Here is an 18,723-nt window from a genome sequence, read left to right on the forward strand (position 1 = left end):
CGCGGCCGATCGCATCGAGAACCGCAGCGCGCGCATCGAAGCCCTGGGGGAGCTGGACGTCAAGGCCCGCGTGCTCATCAACGCCAACGAGCACCTGCAGACCGAGGTCGTGAGCGACGGGGGTGGCACCACCACGCGCACCCTGTACTTCACCCCCAGCGGCGAAGTCGATGCGAGCGAGATCGCCTGGATGGCCGTCAAACCCCTCTCGCTGATGCAGGGCAGCGAAGGCTGGAACGACTACGTGCTGCACGCCCGCCCCTGGATCCTCACCCGGGCCAGCGCCGAGGCCCTGGGCGTGAGCGACCCGCAGTTCAGCGCCTGGTACCACGGCCCCGAGCCCTACGTGCCCGCCGGCATCGTCACCGTGGGCCATGGAGACAGCGAGGCCCAGGTCTGGCAAGACGCGCAGTTCAACTACCGCCGCGGCGACCCCATCTGGGCCGCCCTGGGCGTGGCCCCCCCGCCCGGCGAGCCTCCGGGCCCCATGCCCCGCCCGCCAGTTCCCGACGGCCCCGCCCCCGTGGACCTGAGCGCCTACCAGCGCGCACTCGCCGCCTGGCAGGACCAGGCCGCCCCCTGGGCGGCGCTGGGCGAGAAGCTCGGGGCGGTGAGAAGCGCCATCAACGCCGAGCTGCGCCCCTTCGACATCTACCAAACCGTCACCGAGACCCGCCCCGCGCTCAAGACCGTGCACAGCGAGCCCGGGCAAATCCTCTCGGGCGGCGGCATGCGGCTCAACGCGAGCGAGCGGCTCAGCAACCAGGACAGCGAGATCGTGGCCGGCGGCGTGCTGCACACGCCGGGCGCGGCGGTGGACAACCAGGCCAGCGAGGTGGCCGCCAGCCTCAGGCGCCAAGGCACGGCCTACACCTGGGGCGTGGTCGACCACACCTGCGAGGTGCTCACCTGCCAGACCCACTACGGCTGGGTGCAGACCCCCATCGACCAGCGCATCCCCATCCCACTCAAGGTGAAGGCGCTGCGCCAGGAGCAAGGCGCCGCCGACGCGCCCCAGGCGCCCTCCGTGGAGCTCAACAACGCCCTGTTCAAGCCCAGCGCCAACCCCGCGGCCCCCTACCTCATCGAGACCGACCCGCGCTTTGCCGGGCGGCGCCAGTGGATGGGCTCGGACCACCAGTTGGCCCTGCTGGGCGTCGATCCCAGCACCTTCCAGAAGCGCCTGGGCGACGGCTTCATCGAACAGCGCCTGGTGCGCGAGCAGATCACCCAACTGACGGGCCAGCGCTTCCTGGGCGACTTCAGCGACGACGAAGCGCAATACATGGCGCTCCTGGAGGCCGGCGCCACCTATGCCCAGGCCCACCAACTGCGCCCGGGCATCGCCCTCACGGCCGAGCAGGTGGCCGCGCTCACCAGCGACATCGTCTGGCTGGAGACCCAGGTTGTCACGCTGCCCGACGGCAGCACGCAGAGCGTCCTGCTCCCCCGGGTCTACCTCATGCCCAGGCCAGGCGACCTGGCCCCCGATGGCAGCCTGATCGCCGGGCGCCAGGTACAGCTGAACCTCAGCGGCGCGCTGCTCAACGGCGGCACGGTGGCCGGGCGCGAGCTGGTGCTCATCGACGCCCAAGGGGTTCAAAGCAGCGGGCGCATCCGCAGCGAGGGCGTCACCGCGCTCAGGGCCCGGGACGACATCGACGTGCAAGGCGGTGAGCTGAGCGCGCGAGACGCGCTGCTGCTGGACGCCGGGCAAGACCTCAAGGTGGCCAGCACCACCGCGCACAGCGCCGACGGCCAGACCGAGGTGCTCGATCGGGTGGCCCGCCTGAGCGTGAGCGGGCCGGCCGGCCAGCTCATCGCCCACGCCGGGCGCGACATCGAGCTGCTGGGCGCGGGCGCTCAGGCCGACGGGGTGGACATGCACGCCGATCGCGACATGCGCCTGGGCACCGTGGACACGCGCGAAGCGCTGGACGCCACCCGCGACGAGAGGAACTACGGCCGGGTGCAGCGCAGCGCCGAGGTGGGCAGCTGGGTCGCCGGCAAGGACGTGAACCTCTCGGCGGAGCGGGACGTGCAGATGCGCGCCGCGCAGGTGCAGGCCAACGCGGACCCCAACAACGCAGACCTAAACAACGCAGACCTAAACGGCCGGGACCAGCCCGCCCAGTCCCCTGACGACGAAGACCCGGCCAACGGGCGCCTGCGCGTGCACGCCGGGCGCAACCTGGACATCGACGCCGGCGAGGCCCGCTACCAGGTCGAGCACGGGATGCACGCCAAGAGCGGCGACATCCTGGGCGCCTCCAGCACCACAACCCGCCGCCTGGACAGCCACACGCAGGCCCAGGGCAGCGCGCTGGGTGGGCGCCACATCGACCTCAGCGCCGACGGCGACATCACCTTCCAGGGCTCGAACGCCGTGGCCGATCAGGACCTGGACGTCAACGCCGGCGGCAGCGTGCGCGTGCTGGCACAGCACACCGAACACCGCCAGGAGCGCTTCAAGGAAGACAAGAGCAGTGGTGTCTTCGGCAGCGGCGCGGGCCTCACCCTGGGCAGCCAGCAACGCAGCAGCGAACAGAACGCCTCCGGCAGTGGCGCGGCGGGCAGCACGCTGGGGTCCCTCCAGGGCAAGGTGAACATCCGGGCCGGCCAGACCTACGAGCAGGTGGGCTCGGACCTGCTGGCCCCCCAGGGCGACATCGACGTCCACGCCCGGGCCGCCAAGGTCATCGACGCGCGCACCGGCGAGCGGCGCTGGCAGCAAGACAAGATGAGCCAGAGCGGCTTCACCGTGGGCCTGAGCGGCGCGCCGGTGCAGGCCATGCAGGGCTTTGCCGACACGGTGCAGGCCCTGGGCGAGACGAACAACAAGCGCCTGCAGGCGCTGGGCGTGGCCACGGCGGGGCTGCAGGTGCAGCAGGGCATGGGATCGGTGGCCCAGGCGCAGGGCAAGGGAGACGCCACGGGTGGCGCGGGCGTGAACTTCAGCGTCGGCGCCTCCAGCAGCCGCAGCACCAGCGAAGGCAGCGCCGACAGCGCGCAGGGCAGCCGCGTCTACGCCGGCGGCAACGTGACGTTCATCGCCGAAGGGGCCGGCCAGGACAGCGACATCCAGGTCCGCGGCAGCGAGCTCAACGCGGGCCGGAGCGTGCACCTCAAGGCCGAGGGCAACGTGGACCTAGGGGCGGCACACAACACCGTGCAGGAGCGCACCGAGAGCGAGAACCGCTCGGGCAGCGTGGGCATTGGCTTCCAGCTCGGCGGCGCCAACTCCGGCTGGGGCGTCACGGCCAGCGCCAGCGCGGGGCGTGGCAACGCCGACAGTCAGGCGCTGACCCACACCAACACCCACGTCACGGCGGGAGACAAGGTGGTGGTCGAGTCCGGGGGCGACACCGCCCTGGACGGTGCGGTGATCAGCGCGCCGCGCATCGAGGGCGATGTCCAGGGCGACCTGCACATCGAGAGCCTGCAGGACCGCGCCAGCTACCACGAGCGCAGCCGCCAGGCGGGTGGCAGCGTGAGCTTCGGGGCCAATGCGGGGGGCGCCTCCTTCAGCAGCGGCGCCACGAACATTGACAGCGAGTACGCCAGCGTGACCGAGCAGAGCGGCATGCGCGCGGGCGATGGCGGCTTTGATGTCCGGGTCAAGGGCAAGACCGTGCTCAAGGGCGGGGCGATCACGAGCACGCAGGTGGCGGTGGAGCAGGGCAGGAACCACTTCGCCAGCGACGGCGGGGTCGAGCTGCAGGATGTGCACAACGAGGCCAGCTACAAGGCCAGCGGCTGGAGCGTGAATGCCGGTGTGTCCGTGTCTGACAAGACGACCCCCGACGGTCGCCCGGTGCTGGGCCAGGACGGCAAACCCGTGCAGGAGGTGAGCCGGCCCAGTGGCGCAGGCTGGGGCGAAGACAAGGGCAGCGCGAGCAGCACCACCAAAGCGGGGATCTCGGGCATCGCGGGCGACAAGGACGCCCGCACGGGAGACGCGCAGAGCGGCATCTCGCCGATCTTTGACAAGGAGAAGGTCAAGGACGAAGTCAATGCGCAGGGGACCATCACACAGAACGGCTTGCCTGTGCTCGCCAAGGGCTGGGGCAACATGGCCGACCAGCAGCGCGACAAGAAGAGGAAGGACGCCGCGGGGCTTGATGTCAACCACCCGGCCCGTGCCGAGTTGCTGGCCGAGGCCGACCAATGGGACGAAGGCGGCGCGTACCGCGCGGCGGGGCATGCGGTGATCGGTGGGCTGGCTGGCGGCGCGGGCGCCGCGGCGAGCGCGGGTGCTGCCAGCCTGGCGGCACCCACCCTCAATGACCTGCAGAACCAGATGCAGTCAGCGCTGGAAGGTGCCGGCCTGGGCCCCAACGCGGCCAAGGGCATCGCGGGGCTGGGCATGGCCACGGGAGTGGGCCTGGCGGCCGGTGCGGCAGGGGGCACAGCGGCTGCGGGGACGGCGTTCAGTACCGATCTGAACAACCGGCAGTTGCACCCGACGGAGAAGCAGCGCATCCGCGAACTGGCGGGAGACAAGGCGAAGGCCAGTTGCCGAGGTGACAGCGCCTGCGAGCGGGATGCGCGCGTGTACTGGAGCGACATGCTTGAGCGTGCGGCAGAGAGCCGCGTGGACGCGCAGGCCGCTGCCCACGAACAGACCTATCAGCAAGGCGTGGTCGACGCTGCCAGGCAACCTGGCAGCGAGGCGGCCATGGGTGGGGCGGAGCGCTTCTTTGCCGACCTGGGCGAAGCCCGGAAGATGTTGGACGCTGAGGCAGGGCGCCCCATCCTGGACGGCCAGGGTCGAGCGGTGCTGGGCAGCGATGGTCAGCCACAAACCTACTTCAGCGCCACGCCAGCGCAGCGCAACGATCCGTATGGCAACGTCTTTCCGGGTGGTTCGCCCGACAACCAGGCCTCGGTCGTCCCGGGTAAGGAGCGGCGGGATGGGCAGCGGCTGGAACGCCTGAACACGCCCAACGGGCAGGCGGTGCCAGACACGACGCTGGAAGAGACGCTGCTCGGGTTTCGTCTGCCGGCTCGCGGCGCGAAGGTGGTGGCGCGGGGCATCGAGGGCAAGGAGGTCTCGGCCATTGCTGGCGCGGCCCGGGTCGGCGAAGGCGGCGAAGCCGCCATCAAGTCGGCCGGTGATGCTGCCCAGGCCCGACCGCCCACCAGCGCGGTCCAGGGCGAGCACTTGCGAACGGAGTTGGACGATTGGGCGAAGATGACGCCCGACACCAGCCGGGACGCCGAGTACATCGCGAAGACCGACAACCAGGTGCTGCAACAGAACAACTTCGACATGGACCATGTGTTGACGGGCGAGGTCAACGCCAAGGGCAAGGCCACGGGCTACCACGCGGAGTTCGCCGCCGATGGGGCCGCTCGCATCAAGCCGGGGGCGGACATCACATACAACGCCAATGGGACGTATGAGGCGCCGGTGCAGGTGTGGGATGCGAAGAAGGGGGTGTGGGTGGACAAGGGCCGTGAGTCGACCTTTTTCCCGCCTTCGTGGTCGCAGGCGCGCATCGATTACGAGGTGTCGGAGGCGTTCAAGAAGGGGGCACCGGGGACGAGTTTTGTGCAACCGTCGCCGAGCGGGATCGATATTCAGTTCCATTGGGACACCAAAAGCCAACGCACTACGTTCTATCCTCTCAAGGAGGCGACACCATGAAACTTAAATGCCACAAACGATTTGATCTAGGAGGCCGACGGGGCCTCAGTCGAAAAATCTATGTTGCAGATGTCGACGGGACGAACGCCGCAAGCTTCGAATTGATGTGCGCCGCGATCGGCGAGGACGTCCAAAGTGCAGAGGGCTCTGGAGCTACGGCACTCGAGGAAATTCGCCAGATTGAATCCGGTGAGTCGGCCTATATCGAATCCGACGGCAATGCCTGGGTCACCTACATCACCCCTGACAAAGTCTGGTTCGAGGGCCTATACAGCCAAGGCGAAGGCGGCGAGGTCAGCTTCGCCCAATACAAGCTCGCCGTGCAAACCTACGTGCGCTTTCTCGCCGATCCGGAACACAAGCCGATCGAGGTCGAATTCCCGAACTGACGTGCTCTTGACGATGAATGCCGAAACCTTTGGCCGGATTAGGCCGTTGATGACCTGCGTGGCGGTTTCCATTGGCGCCGTACTGACGGGGTGCGCCGCTCCGACTGTTCAGTACTACCCTGACGCCGAACAAGCGATCGAAGATGAGGTGGGGTCCGCGCCACCGCCAGGAAGCGCCGTCGTTGAGTTCACGACGAACTCCGTGGCGATCGCGGTCTTTCAACGGCGTGTGGGAGACAAGCTGTGTGAGCCCGAATCCGAGGACATCGCCGCACGCGTCAGAAGGCGCGAGATGCTCTCGGCTTCCGTACAGCGCTTTCATGGTCTGGCCAACTTCATGTCCTTGGGCAATCTGAATCGGATCGAGAAACTGCCAAGGACCAAGATCACCCACTACCCCGCTGGCCAGGCGATCGCCTTCGCGGCCACCACGTACATCAACGACGCCTCCTGCGGCCCATTGTTTCTGCGGTTCACACCGGAGGAGGGCAAACACTATTCGCTGTCGACGGATTTGCAGGACCACATCTGCCGATTGAGCATTCAAGAGCTGGTCGAAACAGAACAGGCGCGCCCCGTGAAGCACTCGCGTTGGTGGTGCAGCAAGCCATTCCTGGGTATCGGCAAGCCCAGGCTCATTGGCCCCGACGAGATCAATTGACGTGATCCCGGCAGAACCACGTTACCGTTGGTGCGGGCTCGCTGGCTGCCTCACCGCCCCGGTGGCACCAGAATCGTCGGCTTCGCCTCGGGCAGCATGCCCGGGTGGTCCAGGCTGAAATGCAGGCCGCGGCTTTCGCGGCGCAGCATGGCCGACATGACGATCAGGTCGGCCACCTGCACCAGGTTGCGCAGCTCCAGCAGGTCGCGCGTGACGTGGAACTGCGCGTAAAACTCGTGGATTTCGCGCTGCAGCAGGGTGATGCGGTGCGCCGCACGCTCCAGGCGCTTGTCGGTGCGCACGATGCCCACGTAGTCCCACATGAAGCGGCGCAGCTCGTCCCAGTTGTGCGAGATGACCACCATCTCGTCGGCGTCGGTCACGCGGCTGTCGTCCCATAAGGGCAGCGCCGGCGTGTCGGGCGCCTGGTGCGCTCGGATGGCGCTGGCCGCCGCCTGCGCGAAGACCATGCACTCCACCAGCGAATTGCTCGCCAGCCGGTTGGCGCCATGCAGGCCGGTGCAGGTGGTTTCGCCCACGGCGTACAGGCCGGCGATCTCGGTGTGGCCCTGCAGGTCGGTGACGACGCCGCCGCAGGTGTAGTGCGCGGCCGGCACCACCGGGATGGGCTCCTGGGTGATGTCGATGCCCAGCTCGGCGCAGCGCGCCAGGATGTTGGGGAAGTGCTCGCGCAGGAACTCGGGGCTCTGGTGCGAGATGTCCAGGTGCACGCAGTCCAGACCGTGCTTCTTCATCTCGAAGTCGATCGCGCGCGCCACGACGTCGCGCGGCGCCAGCTCGGCGCGCGGGTCGTGGTCGGGCATGAAGCGGTGGCCGCCCAGGTCGCCCAGGTGCGGCGGCAGCTTGAGGATGCCGCCCTCGCCGCGCACGGCCTCGGTGATGAGGAAGCTCTTGGCGTGCGGGTGGTACAGGCAGGTGGGGTGGAACTGGATGAACTCCATGTTGGCCACCTGGCAGCCTGCGCGCCACGCGGCGGCGATGCCGTCGCCCGTGGCGGTGTCGGGGTTGGTGGTGTACAGGTAGACCTTGCCCGCACCGCCGGTGGCCAGCACGGTGTGGCGGGCCGCGAAGGTGACCACCTCGTCGCGCACGGTGTCGAGCACATAGGCGCCAAAGCAGCGGCGCTCGCCGTTGCCGCCGACGTGGCGCTCGGTGATCAGGTCCACCAGCATGTGGTGCTCGAACACCTGGATGCCGGGCGTGGCCTTCACGCGCTCGACCAGGGTGGCCTGCACGGCGGCGCCGGTGGCATCGGCCGCGTGCACGATGCGCCGGTGGCTGTGGCCGCCCTCGCGCGTGAGGTGCAGCTCGCCGTCGGCGGTGGAAAAAGGCACGCCCAGTTCGCGCAGCCAGGCGATGGCGGCGGGCGCGTTCTCCACCGTGAACTCGGTGGCCTCGCGGTCGCTCAGCCCGGCACCGGCCACCAGGGTGTCTTCCACGTGCGAGGCGTAGCTGTCGCCCTCGGCCAGCACGGCGGCGATGCCACCCTGGGCCCAGTTGCTCGAACCGTCGAGCAGGGCGCGCTTGGTGATGACGGCCACGCGGTGGGTGGCGCTCAGGTGCAGGGCGGCGCTCAGGCCGGCCAGGCCGCTGCCGATGATGAGGACGTCGAAACGGTGAAGGTCGGTCATGGCGGTGGAGGAGACCGTGGGCGCGCCGCGCGGCGGTGGCGGGTGGGCGGGCTCAGGAAGTGGGGGTATAGGCCAGGCGAACGTAGATGGGCGCGAAGGCCTCGGCCTGGGTCAGCTCGATCAGGGTTTCCTTGGCGAGCTCGAGCATGGCGATGAAGGTCACGACCACCACCGGCACGCCCCGGCTGGTGTCGAACAGGTCGCCGAATTCGACGAACTGGCGGCCCTGCAGCTGGCGCAGCACGATGCTCATGTGCTCGCGCACCGACAGCTCCTCGCGGCTGATCTTGTGGTGCTGCACGAGCTTGGCGCGCTTGAGGATGTCGCGCCAGGCGCTCTGCAGGTCGACCATGTCCACGTCGGGAAAGCGCGGCTGCAGCGCCTGCTCGACATAGATCTGGGCGCGCAGGAAATCGCGGCCGTACTGGGGCACCTCGGACAGGCGCTGCGCAGCCAGCTTCATCTGCTCGTACTCGAGCAGGCGGCGCACGAGTTCGGCGCGCGGGTCCTCGGCTTCTTCGCCCTCGGCCGTTTTCTTGGGCGGCAGCAGCATGCGCGACTTGATCTCGATCAGCATCGCGGCCATCAGCAGGTACTCGGCCGCCAGTTCGAGGTTGTTGGCGCGGATTTCCTCGACGTACTCCAGGTACTGGCGCGTGACCCCGGCCATGGGGATGTCGAGGATGTTGAAGTTCTGCTTGCGGATCAGGTAGAGCAGCAGGTCCAGCGGACCCTCGAAGGCCTCGAGGAAGACGCGCAGCGCGTCGGGCGGGATGTACAGGTCCTGCGGCAGCTTGAACAGCGGCTCGCCATAGAGCCGCGCCAGCGCCACGTTGTCGACCACCGAAGGCAGCACCTCGTCGAGGCCCTGCGGGGCTTCGTCCAGGGAGGGCGCCGGTTCGGTCATGGTCGCCGGCTCAGTTGAAGTCGGAATTCGTCTGGTAGACGTAGGGCTTCTGCGGGACTTCGGCCGCCTCGGCCTCGGCCGCGAACTCGCGGTCGATGGTCTTGTCCCAGAGCAGACCACGGCCCTCGCGCTGCCGGGCCTCCAGCCCCGGCCGTTCGGCCTTGAGCTGCTCGATGAACTGGGTGGCTTCGGATTGGTAGTCGGGGCGGCGGAAGAAGGACATGGCGGCGGGGGAGGGTGTCCGGATCGGGGGAAACCGTCGATTTTACTGGCCGTCCCCGTCGACCTCGGCCAGGCGCCCCGCAAAGCCCGAGCGTGCCATCAGCGAGGCCGGCTGCGGTTGCAGGCCCACGATCTCCAGCCGCCCGCCGCGCCGCCGCAGGGCCTTGTGCAGCTGCTCCAGCGCGTCCAGGCCGGTGGTGTCGAGCGAGACCATCAGGTGCGCGTCCAGCAGCAGGTGCAGCGGCCCGGGCGCGGCCTCCACCTCGGTGACGATGGGGTCGATCTTGGTGACCGCGCCGAAGAACAGCGAGCCGTAGAGCCGCCAGGTCTGGCGGCCGTCCTCGCGTTGCAGCGGCTCGGCGCTGAAGATGTCGCGCTGGCGCCGCACGAACAGCACCACCGCCAGCACCAGGCCCAGCTCCACGGCCACGGTGAGGTCGAAGACGATGGTGACCGAGAAGGTGGTCAGCAGCATCAGCCGGTAGTGGTTGCTGAAGTGCTTCAGGCGGGCGAACTCGCGCCACTCGCCCATGTTCCAGGCCACGAACAGCAGCACGCCGGCCAGTACGGCGAGCGGGATGTGAAAGGCCAGCGGCGCCGCCGCCAGCACCACCACCGTCAGCGTGAGCGAGTGCACCATGCCCGCGACCGGCGAGGCCGCGCCGGCGCGGATGTTGGTGACGGTGCGCGCGATGGTGCCCGTGACCGGCATGCCGCCGAAAAAGGGCACCACCGCGTTGGCCACGCCCTGGGCCATCAGTTCCTGGTTCGGGTCGTGCTTTCGCGCCTCGGCGAGCTGGTCGGCCACGCGCGCGCACAGCAGCGACTCCACCGCCCCGAGCAGCGCGATGGTCAGGGTGGGCGTGACCAGCAGGCGCACGGTATCCCACGAGAAATCGGGCAGCGCGAAGGCCGGCAGGCCCTGCGGGATGCCGCCGAACCGCGTGCCGATGGTCTCCACCGGCAGCTGCAGTGCCCAGGCCAGCAGCGAGAGGGTGAGCAGCGCCACCACCGGTCCCGGCACCCGCGAGGTCGCGCGCAGGGCGCCGGGCACCTCCAGGTTGTCCAGCTGGCGGCGAAAGCGCGAGTCGGTGGCCCACAGGCGCGGCCACACGAACAGGCCCAGCACGCACAGCGCGCCCAACAGCAGCGCCCAGGGGTTGACGGTGTCCAGGTGGCGGCCCATGGTGGCCATCTGGCCGAAGAAGTTGGCTGGCATGTGCGGCACGCGCAGGCCCAGCAGATCGCGCAGCTGCGACAGCGCGATCAGCACCGCGATGCCATTGGTGAAGCCGATCACCACGCTGACCGGCACGTAGCGCACCAGCGCGCCCAGGCGGAACAGGCCCAGCAGGAACAGCAGCACGCCGGCGCTGGCGGTCGAGATCAGCAGGTTGGCCACGCCGTAGCGCTCGACGATGCCGTAGACGATGACGATGAAGGCGCCCGCCGGCCCCGCGATCTGCACCGAGGTGCCGCCCAGCAGCGAGACCAGCAGCCCGCCGATGATGGCCGTCCACAGCCCCGCCTGGGGCGGCAGGCCGCTCGCGATGGCGAAGGCCATGGCCAGCGGCAGCGCCACGATGCCCACCGTGACGCCCGCCCCGAGATCGCGCGCGAAGCGGCCGCCGTCGTAGCCGCGCAGGTCCGCCAGCAGGCGCGGGCGAAACGGTGCGAGGGGTGGCAGGCCAGGCATGGGCCGATGTTACCGATGGCTACCGGCGCCGCAAGGCAAGGTCCTACACTGCCGCTCACACCGGCAGACCCCTGCCGGCCGCCAGGACAGAAGGAGCCCGCATGACCCGACCGAACACCCGCAGCGCCTGGTGGCGCCTGGGCCGCCTGATCACCGGCGTGCTCGCCGCCGTCGGCTTCGTGGGCGCCTGCGATCTGCAGAACATCGCCGAGCTGGAGCCCGGCGTGTCCACCGAGGCCGACGTGCGCGAGAAGTTCGGCCAGCCCGAGGCCGTGTGGGAAGGCGAGGAGGGCGCGCAGATCTATGAGTACAACCGCCAGCCCGAGGGCGTGGTGAACTACATGGTCACCATCGGCGCCGACGGCGTGCTGGTGAAGGTCTCGCAGGTGCTGACCGAAGAGAACTTCGCCAAGGTGCAGCCCGGCATGCCGCTGGAGCAGGTGCGCCGCCTGCTCGGCAAGCCGCGCAAGGTGCAGACCTTCCCGCTCAATGGCGAAACGCACCAGGACTGGCGCTTCCAGGCCAAGGGCCAGACCGAGCCCATGATCTTCAGCGTGGCCTTCGACAAGGACCTGCGCGTGATCAAGTCCGGGACCATGCCGGACCCGGACCTGCAGAAGCGCTAGCTCAGCGCACCCGCATGCCCGGCACGGCGCCGGGCGTGGGCTCCAGCACGAAGATGCCGGGCTGGGCCTTCTCGTCGGCGTGGCTCGCGGCCAGCACCATGCCCTCGCTCACGCCGAACTTCATCTTGCGCGGCGCCAGGTTGGCCACCAGCACGGTGAGCTTGCCCTTGAGCTGCTCGGGCTGGTAGGCGCTGGCGATGCCGCTGAAGACGTTGCGCGTTGTTCCCTCGCCCACGTCGAGCGTGAGGCGCAGCAGCTTGGTGGAGCCCTCCACGCGCTCGCAGTCCACGATTCGGGCGATGCGCAGGTCGATCTTGGCGAAGTCGTCGATGGTGATGGTCTCGGCCAGGGCCTCGCCGCCGGGCAGCGGCGCCGCTGCCACCGGCGCGGGCGGTGGCTCGAACAGCGCCTCCAGCTGCTTGGGGTCCACGCGCTGCATCAGGTGCTGGTAGGCCTGGATGGCGTGGCCGGTCCCCAGCAGGTGGGCCGCGTCGGCCCATTGCAGGGGCTGGACCTGCAGGAAGGTCTCGACCTGCGCGGCCAGCGCCGGCAGCACGGGCTTGAGGTAGAGCGTGAGCAGGCGGAAGGCCTCGATGCAGGTGCTGCAGACGTCGTGCAGCCGGGCCTCCTGGCCGTCCTGCTTGGCCAGCTCCCAGGGCTTGTTCTGGTCCACGTAGGCGTTGACCTGGTCGGCCAGGCCCATCACCTCGCGCAGCGCCTTGCCGTACTCGCGCGCATCAAACAGCGCGGCGATGGCCGGGGCCTTGGCCTGCAGCGCCTGCAGCAGGGCCGCGCCGTCGGCCGAGGCCGCGCCCAGCTGGCCGTTGAAGCGCTTGGCGATGAAACCGGCCGCGCGGCTGGCGATGTTGATGAACTTGCCGATCAGGTCGCTGTTGACCCGCAGTTGGAAGTCTTCCTGGTTGAAGTCCAGGTCCTCGTTGCGCGCCGTGAGCTTGGCCGCCAGGTAGTAGCGCAGCCATTCCGGGTTCATGCCCAGGCTCAGGTACTTCAAGGGGTCCAGGCCGGTGCCGCGGCTTTTGCTCATCTTCTCTCCGTTGTTCACGGTGAGGAAGCCATGGACGAAGACGGCGTTGGGCGTCTTGCGGCCGCTGAAGTGCAGCATGGCCGGCCAGAACAGCGTGTGGAAGGTGATGATGTCCTTGCCGATGAAGTGGTACTGCTCGGTGGACGGGTCGGCCATGAAGGCGGCGTAGTCGATGCCCTGGCGGCCCAGCCAGTTCTTCAGCGAGGCCAGGTAGCCCACGGGCGCGTCCAGCCACACGTAGAAGTACTTGCCCGGCGCGTCAGGGATCTCGATGCCGAAGTAGGGCGCGTCGCGCGAGATGTCCCAGTCGCCCAGCTTGGTCTGGCCGTTCTCGTCGGGCGCGATCCATTCGCTGATCTTGTTCAGCACCTCGGGCTGCACGGCGCCGCTGGTGGTCCACTGCTTGAGGAAGGCCAGGCAGCGCGGGTCGGACAGCTTGAAGAAGAAGTGCTCGGAGTGCTTGAGCACCGGCTTGGCGCCCGACAGCGCCGAGTAGGGGTTGATGAGGTCGGTGGGGCTGTAGACCTTGCCGCAGACCTCGCAGTTGTCGCCGTACTGGTCTTTGGCGTGGCAGTTCGGGCACTCGCCCTTGATGAAGCGGTCGGGCAGGAACATGTTCTTCTCGGGGTCGAAGAACTGCTCGATGGTGCGCGTCTCGATCAGGCCGGCGGCCTTCAGGTCCTTGTAAATGGCCTGCGCCAGTTCGTGGTTCTCGGGCGCGTCGGTGCTGTGCCAGTTGTCGAAGGCGATGTGGAAACCGTCGAGGTAGGGCTTGCGGCCCGCCGCGATGTCGGCCACGAACTGCTGCGGCGTTTTGCCGGCCTTGTCGGCCGCGATCATGATCGGCGCGCCGTGCGCGTCGTCGGCGCAAACGAAGTGCACCGTGTGCCCCTGCATGCGCTGGAACCGCACCCAGATGTCGGCCTGGATGTACTCCATGATGTGGCCAACGTGGAAGTGGCCGTTGGCGTACGGCAATGCGGTGGTGACGAAGAGCTGGCGGGGCATGGTGGCGCTCGTGATGAAACCCTTCATTTTATGGGTGAGAGGAACCGCCCCGTCTGGCGGGGGTACTGACGCGGCGATGCATCGGGAAGCGGTCAAAGAGCAACAGGGCAAAGGCATTGGCCAGGCTGCAGACCCCTTCCCGCATGGCACCCGTGGTCGATCGAAAGGAACAACCCCATGCAAAAACACAGCGGAACATTTCCCCAAAGCCCCATCCCCCGCTTCCCCTCAAGCCCGAAGAGAGACCCGGAGAAGGGCCCCTTGCCCCCGGCGTCTATGCCGTTGGCCACAACGGCGTTGCAGCCGGACACCCCGGAGGACCGCCGCCCCGAAGGCCTGGAAGTGCGTCCACCTGAGCAGGCCCTCGGCTTCCCCCCTGCGGGCCTGCCAGCGACGCAGACGCAGCGGTTCCTGCCGCTGCTCGCCCTGCCCAAGCCGCACGACGAGCCGTCGGTGAAGGCGGTGCTGAAGGAGCTGCTCGACGACGCAGGACACGCGAACGAGAAGGTGCTTCAGGCCTTGTCCCAAGCGACCCCGCAGATCAAGGCGCTGTTGCTGGAGATGATCACGAAGACCATGGGATCGCCGCATTGCACGACCGGCCAGTTGTGTGCCCTCATCGCGGCCTATGCCCCTCACGTCGCGCTGCGCCGACTGCTCTCGCCCATCTGGGCGCCCTCGTCACCCGACGAGCCGCCGGTGTCCGGCCTCGATCGCCTCTGCGCGCTCGCCGCACGTTTGGCCGCTGCGCCCGAGCAACTGAACGCGCTTCAACGCCTGGCCGGCGATCGGTGGTCAAGTCCCACCGCCTGGGACGGGTGGGCTGTTCTCTTCGCCCTGGGACAGTTCATCCAGGACTCGCCCCAGGCGGCCCAGTGGGGCGAGGGCTTGACCATCCGGGAGTTTCTGCACCAATCGATGCGGTCTGGCGGCCAAGCCGAGCGGCGCGCTCTCGTTGACGACCTCTGGTTGTCGGCGGTGGTGAATGGTCTGTCCCCCAAGGTCCTCGACGACCATTTCATGTTCAGCGAGGTGTCGGGCGTGGCACCGGTATCGAACGTTCTTCGGGACCGCAGTCAGCACCCGCGTTTGCTGGCGCGCCTGTGCCCCGCCCGCTGCTCAGACCTTGGTCAACAGCAACAGCTCGCGTTGCTGAACGACAACCTGGCGCGCATGGCGGTGCGCAATCCGCGCTTGTTGCCGCTGTTGGCGCCTCAGGGCGGCGATTCATGGTCCAGCGAAGATGTGGAACGGGCCACGGCGTCGGTGGAGTTCACTCTGCAGTGGTGGACTGCGTCGGAGGCGTTCGCGCCGCCACTGATCGATCTTCCCCAGGCAGTCCTGGCCCCCCTCGTGCTGGACGTCGGCCGCTTCTGGAGCGGCCTGGCCAGGCTGAATCCCGAGTGGTGGGACGGCGTGTTGTCGCGCCACCCGTGGTTGGCCCGTGTCATCGACATCGTGAACGACAGCGATGCCAACAGCGCCAACAACGCCGACAACGCAGGTGCCAGCGACGAGGCGGCAGGCAGCGCCATCGTGCGCTGGGTGCATCAGCACCTCAAACGATAGGCGCTTGGCCTGAGAACGTGGCCACGCGCTGCCGTCTGCACACGCGCTGTCGTCTGCAGGCCGCGGCGGCGTCGTGTCGCCGTCCTTGCCCACCTGTCAAGCCAGCCGCATGCGAATGATCAGTCGCTCGCCTTCGACGTCTCCTCGGCGCCTATCGCGTGGGAGCGTTCACGAGCAGCGCCCGGTGGTCGTGCCACAGAACACCGGCTCGATGCCGCACTCGCCCGGGGGACGCGCCGGGTCCCCGCGGGAGGGGACCGAGCCGCCCACCCCCGGCGACCTCCAGCCCCTCGTCTTTGCGCGGGGGGCCATGAGCGAGAGCGCGTGGCTCGGCGTGTGCCAAACGATCCAGGCGTTCCAAAGGAAGGACCAGTCGCCCGCGCGCGTTGGCGACGGTCGCCTGGAGTTCAATGGCCCGGTGGAGCTCGACACGGGCGCAACGACCCACCTGGCCCCGTACATCACAGGGCTGGTGGCGAAGGGGCAGCATTCGCAGGTCTGCGACTGGCTTGAGGTGCTGGCTCCGGCCACGCGGGCCCAGCTGTTCCTGTCGATGAGCGCCGAAGACAAGGGGGCGCTCAAAGACCACGCCGACGAGGAGATTCGCCAGCGTTTCCAGGGCGCGCTGTTTGACGTGGCGGCGCACGCTTGCCGGCACATGAATGAGCAGTTCGAGTACCACGACTTCATCGTCGAGCACGTGAGTGCGCATTGCTCGGCCCACTCGCTCGCCAAGATTGCGCTGCTGCGCCATGACTGGAGCGGCTTCTGGACCGCCTATCGCGGGTGTACCCCCGAGGACAAGCGCGGCCTCGCGTACGGGGTCTCCGATGCGGTGGGCGGCTTGCACGAGGTGTGGGCCGGCCTTTCGACCCTGGACCTGTTCGACTGGGTACGCCAGAACGTCGAGGCGGGTTTTGACGCCAGCTTGTCGGCCGGTATGGGCCTGTGCGCGACCTGGCTGGACCGTGCGGAAGGCGCGGGGGACCCCTTGCGTCGCGCCATCCTGCTCAGCGCCGTGGCGCATGCCTTGACAGAGCGAGGCCCTTCGCCGGAGCAGCTGCCGCTTCAGCTCGGCGGTTGGGACCGCTTGCTCGAGCGGGCCTGGGCCTGTGAGCTGACGCCGGACCTGCTGGACGCCGTGCCCGAGCGGTACCGCGAACGCCTGCTGTCGGCGGCGGTGCAGCGGGCGGCCAACGCCGACACGACCCACGCCCTGAATGGGCTGGTCGCTTGCTACCTGGCACTGTGCGATGAACCGCTGGCGAATGCAGACGATCGCTGCTGGCTCGGTGACTGCCTGAGGTCGGCGTTCAAAGACCTGCTCGCCGCCGACAGTGGCCTGGACGAGCGGTCGCGGGCCGAGGTGCAAGCGATGCAGGCGGCTCTGGACCGGGGCGTGCCGCAACAGCTGGCCCGCCATCTCCAGAATGGTTGCCTCGAGAAGGCCGCCGATTGCATCGCCGAGCTGTGCTGGTTGGCGGGGCCAGGCGTCGCCCTGGATCACTTCGATCGGCTGGCGCAGGACTTCCAGGCGCTGCTCAAGACCGTTGGCCTGACGTACGGCTTGACCGGCAAGGGCTTGCACATCCACGAGCTCCCCGAAGAGGACGACGAAGCGCTGCGGCGCATCCAGAAGAAGGCCGATGGGCTGCGCGAGGCGATTCGGCGAGCCGAGATCACCTGGGCCGAGGACCCCCGGCACACCACACCGCAGGAGCAGGAGCGGCACGCGCGGGAGATGGGGGTGCTTGGGCGGCAGTTGGACAGGACGCTGGCGCGGTCGGCGACAGTGAAGAGCGAAAGGCGGACGCAGCGGCGGTCGGTGCTCCAGCGCCTGCTGGGGCTGCTGGAGCGCTGCGGGCTGGGCGAAAACCACCCTTTGGCGGACGTGGTGCGTCAACACCTGGACAGCGGGGCGGTGCCCCCTTGCGCCAACCCCGAGAGCGCCGGCAGGCAGGCCCGGATGGACCGGTTGCGGGCCCATATGGAACAACTGGCCCGCCGGGCCTGGCGCCCGGCCTGGGGGGCGTGGTGGGAGACGCGCCACTGGATAGACCGGCTGCTGGACCTGGGATTGGGCGCTTTCGGGGGCGGCGTGGTCCAGGCGCTGTCGTCCGCCGAGTTCGATGGATGGTGGCGACTCGCCGCCAAAGACCAGAAGGCTTCCGGCCCCCTGCTGGCGTGCGCCTTGGCGGCGGCCATCGACGGCGAGGCCTGCGGCATCGCCCGCATGGTGTGGCTGTTCGAGCGCTTCGCCGACGGCCTGGATCTGCGGCGGGTGCTGGTGGCGATGCCGCCTCCTTGGCAGAGCGAGACGCCGGTGTCGGGTGTGGACCGCTTACTGCGCATCGCCAGCCGGCTGATCTCACAGCGCGACTGGCTGGCCGACAGGGAAAGGCACGCCCATCGCTGGCAGCCGGGGTGGGGGTTGCTGCTGGATTTCTGCCGGTTCGTCGCGGCCAAGCCCGATCCCGCATCGGCGTCGATGGAGCGGTGGCTCATCGAGTTCTGCCTCGGCCTTGGCCTCGAGGCCGAGCGCGCCGAGGGCCAGCAGCGCAGGGCATTCCTGGAAGACCTGTGGGTCAGGGCGCTCGTCAATGGGCTGCCGTGCCCCGCGGAACTGCACGCACGGCTGATGGAGAACTACCAATGGCGCGAGCGGATGCAGATTCACCTTTGGGACCATGACAACCAGGGGCTGTTTCTTTCCCTGATGGAGCACCCCTTGGGGACACCGGCGGGCGGACCAGCGCCCGTGGTCTTGTTGCGGCACAACCTGGCGACAGGGCTGCTGCGCTGCCGTCAGGCCCTGAACGCCGCGCGCGTCGCGGCCTGCGCGCCGAGCGGGTCGCTTGGCCCCGCGTTCCAATGGGCGGAGCATTGGGCCACCGCCCTGGTGACAGCGTGCCGGGACGTGCTGTCGCGGCCGAACGCCGAGGCGGTGGGCCCGCGCTGGGCCTGGAACCTCGCCGCGCTCTGGACCGCCGCGGCCGAGACCTTTCCGCAGTGGCTGGACACAGCGATCGCTCAGCACGAGGCCACCTGGGTGAAAACCATGATGGGCCTCTTCACCTCGACAGACATTCCCACGGAGGACAAACCCCAAGCCCTGAAACAGACAGCGCTGGATTGGCGCAAGGCCCTGCTGTCATCGAAAGCGCAGTGAGCCGGAGGGGTGTGCGGGCACCAGGGCGCCTGGCGCTGAACCCCTTCCATGGCGGTGGTGTCCCCACGGCGGTAGACTTTCGCCGCCCCAGAGCACCCGCCCCCGTATTCCCCCACGGCGTGGCGGCCA

The 18,723-nt window shown here is 68.7% G+C and carries 11 protein-coding genes; 6 read left to right on the top strand and 5 right to left on the bottom strand.

Translation table 11 applies throughout. The annotated features are described in order from the left end of the window. The 3 genes from DY262_RS19925 to DY262_RS19935 form a co-directional block, all read left to right on the top strand. Positions 1-5,650: hemagglutinin repeat-containing protein (locus DY262_RS19925; RefSeq protein ID WP_181936577.1), on the top strand; the 5,650-nt coding region annotated here is incomplete at its 5' end. Continuing rightward, a complete protein-coding gene (locus DY262_RS19930; RefSeq protein WP_147326283.1) occupies positions 5,647-6,039 on the top strand; it encodes a hypothetical protein in 393 nt (130 codons plus the stop codon). The genes DY262_RS19925 and DY262_RS19930, both read left to right, overlap by 4 nt. A 13-nt stretch (positions 6,040-6,052) precedes the next feature. Beyond that, the gene (locus DY262_RS19935) at positions 6,053-6,700 is read left to right on the top strand and encodes a hypothetical protein (protein WP_147326284.1); all 648 of its coding nucleotides are present in this window, start codon (positions 6,053-6,055) and stop codon (positions 6,698-6,700) included. Between the two features lie 50 nt (positions 6,701-6,750). Here the strand turns inward: DY262_RS19935 and nadB are convergent, their stop codons facing one another. From nadB to DY262_RS19955, 4 genes are read right to left on the bottom strand one after another with little or no spacing between them, the layout of a single operon-like run. Further along, positions 6,751-8,352: an L-aspartate oxidase gene (gene nadB / locus DY262_RS19940; RefSeq protein ID WP_116960825.1), complete on the bottom strand. Its 1,602-nt coding sequence runs from the start codon at positions 8,350-8,352 to the stop codon at positions 6,751-6,753. Positions 8,353-8,404: 52 nt separating this feature from the next. After that, positions 8,405-9,259 (bottom strand): segregation and condensation protein A, encoded by an 855-nt coding sequence (locus tag DY262_RS19945; RefSeq protein WP_070397269.1) that lies wholly within the window; start codon positions 9,257-9,259, stop codon positions 8,405-8,407. A gap of 10 nt (positions 9,260-9,269) precedes the next feature. Further along, complete coding sequence (locus DY262_RS19950; RefSeq protein ID WP_116960826.1) at positions 9,270-9,482, bottom strand: DUF3460 family protein; 213 nt, start codon at positions 9,480-9,482, stop codon at positions 9,270-9,272. A gap of 42 nt (positions 9,483-9,524) precedes the next feature. Further along, complete coding sequence (locus tag DY262_RS19955; protein WP_116960827.1) at positions 9,525-11,177, bottom strand: SulP family inorganic anion transporter; 1,653 nt, start codon at positions 11,175-11,177, stop codon at positions 9,525-9,527. 101 nt (positions 11,178-11,278) lie between these two features. On the opposite strand from DY262_RS19955, the gene bamE reads away from it, so the two are divergent. Beyond that, a complete protein-coding gene (gene bamE / locus DY262_RS19960) occupies positions 11,279-11,803 on the top strand; it encodes an outer membrane protein assembly factor BamE domain-containing protein (protein WP_116960828.1) in 525 nt (174 codons plus the stop codon). 1 nt (position 11,804) lies between these two features. Here bamE and metG read toward each other — a convergent pair whose 3' ends face one another. Further along, complete coding sequence (metG, locus tag DY262_RS19965; RefSeq protein ID WP_116960856.1) at positions 11,805-13,856, bottom strand: methionine--tRNA ligase; 2,052 nt, start codon at positions 13,854-13,856, stop codon at positions 11,805-11,807. Between the two features lie 177 nt (positions 13,857-14,033). Between metG and DY262_RS19970 the strand changes: the two genes are divergently transcribed. Together DY262_RS19970 and DY262_RS19975 are read left to right on the top strand one after the other, a co-directional pair. After that, positions 14,034-15,425: a hypothetical protein gene (locus DY262_RS19970; protein WP_147326285.1), complete on the top strand. Its 1,392-nt coding sequence runs from the start codon at positions 14,034-14,036 to the stop codon at positions 15,423-15,425. A gap of 310 nt (positions 15,426-15,735) precedes the next feature. Next, a complete protein-coding gene (locus tag DY262_RS19975; protein ID WP_147326286.1) occupies positions 15,736-18,594 on the top strand; it encodes a hypothetical protein in 2,859 nt (952 codons plus the stop codon). Positions 18,595-18,723 lie beyond the last annotated feature (129 nt).

Source organism: Hydrogenophaga borbori (assembly GCF_003417535.1).
In the GTDB taxonomy this organism is placed as follows: Bacteria; Pseudomonadota; Gammaproteobacteria; order Burkholderiales; family Burkholderiaceae_C; genus Hydrogenophaga; species Hydrogenophaga borbori.

What these genes read in the sequence shown, in the direction of transcription:
- DY262_RS19930 (WP_147326283.1), top strand. Translation starts at nt 5,647, where the DNA reads ATGAAACTTAAATGCCACAAACGATTTGATCTAGGAGGCCGACGGGGC.
- DY262_RS19935 (WP_147326284.1), top strand. Translation starts at nt 6,053, where the DNA reads ATGAATGCCGAAACCTTTGGCCGGATTAGGCCGTTGATGACCTGCGTG.
- nadB (WP_116960825.1), bottom strand. Translation starts at nt 8,352, where the DNA reads ATGACCGACCTTCACCGTTTCGACGTCCTCATCATCGGCAGCGGCCTG.
- DY262_RS19945 (WP_070397269.1), bottom strand. Translation starts at nt 9,259, where the DNA reads ATGACCGAACCGGCGCCCTCCCTGGACGAAGCCCCGCAGGGCCTCGAC.
- DY262_RS19950 (WP_116960826.1), bottom strand. Translation starts at nt 9,482, where the DNA reads ATGTCCTTCTTCCGCCGCCCCGACTACCAATCCGAAGCCACCCAGTTC.
- DY262_RS19955 (WP_116960827.1), bottom strand. Translation starts at nt 11,177, where the DNA reads ATGCCTGGCCTGCCACCCCTCGCACCGTTTCGCCCGCGCCTGCTGGCG.
- bamE (WP_116960828.1), top strand. Translation starts at nt 11,279, where the DNA reads ATGACCCGACCGAACACCCGCAGCGCCTGGTGGCGCCTGGGCCGCCTG.
- metG (WP_116960856.1), bottom strand. Translation starts at nt 13,856, where the DNA reads ATGCCCCGCCAGCTCTTCGTCACCACCGCATTGCCGTACGCCAACGGC.
- DY262_RS19970 (WP_147326285.1), top strand. Translation starts at nt 14,034, where the DNA reads ATGCAAAAACACAGCGGAACATTTCCCCAAAGCCCCATCCCCCGCTTC.
- DY262_RS19975 (WP_147326286.1), top strand. Translation starts at nt 15,736, where the DNA reads ATGAGCGAGAGCGCGTGGCTCGGCGTGTGCCAAACGATCCAGGCGTTC.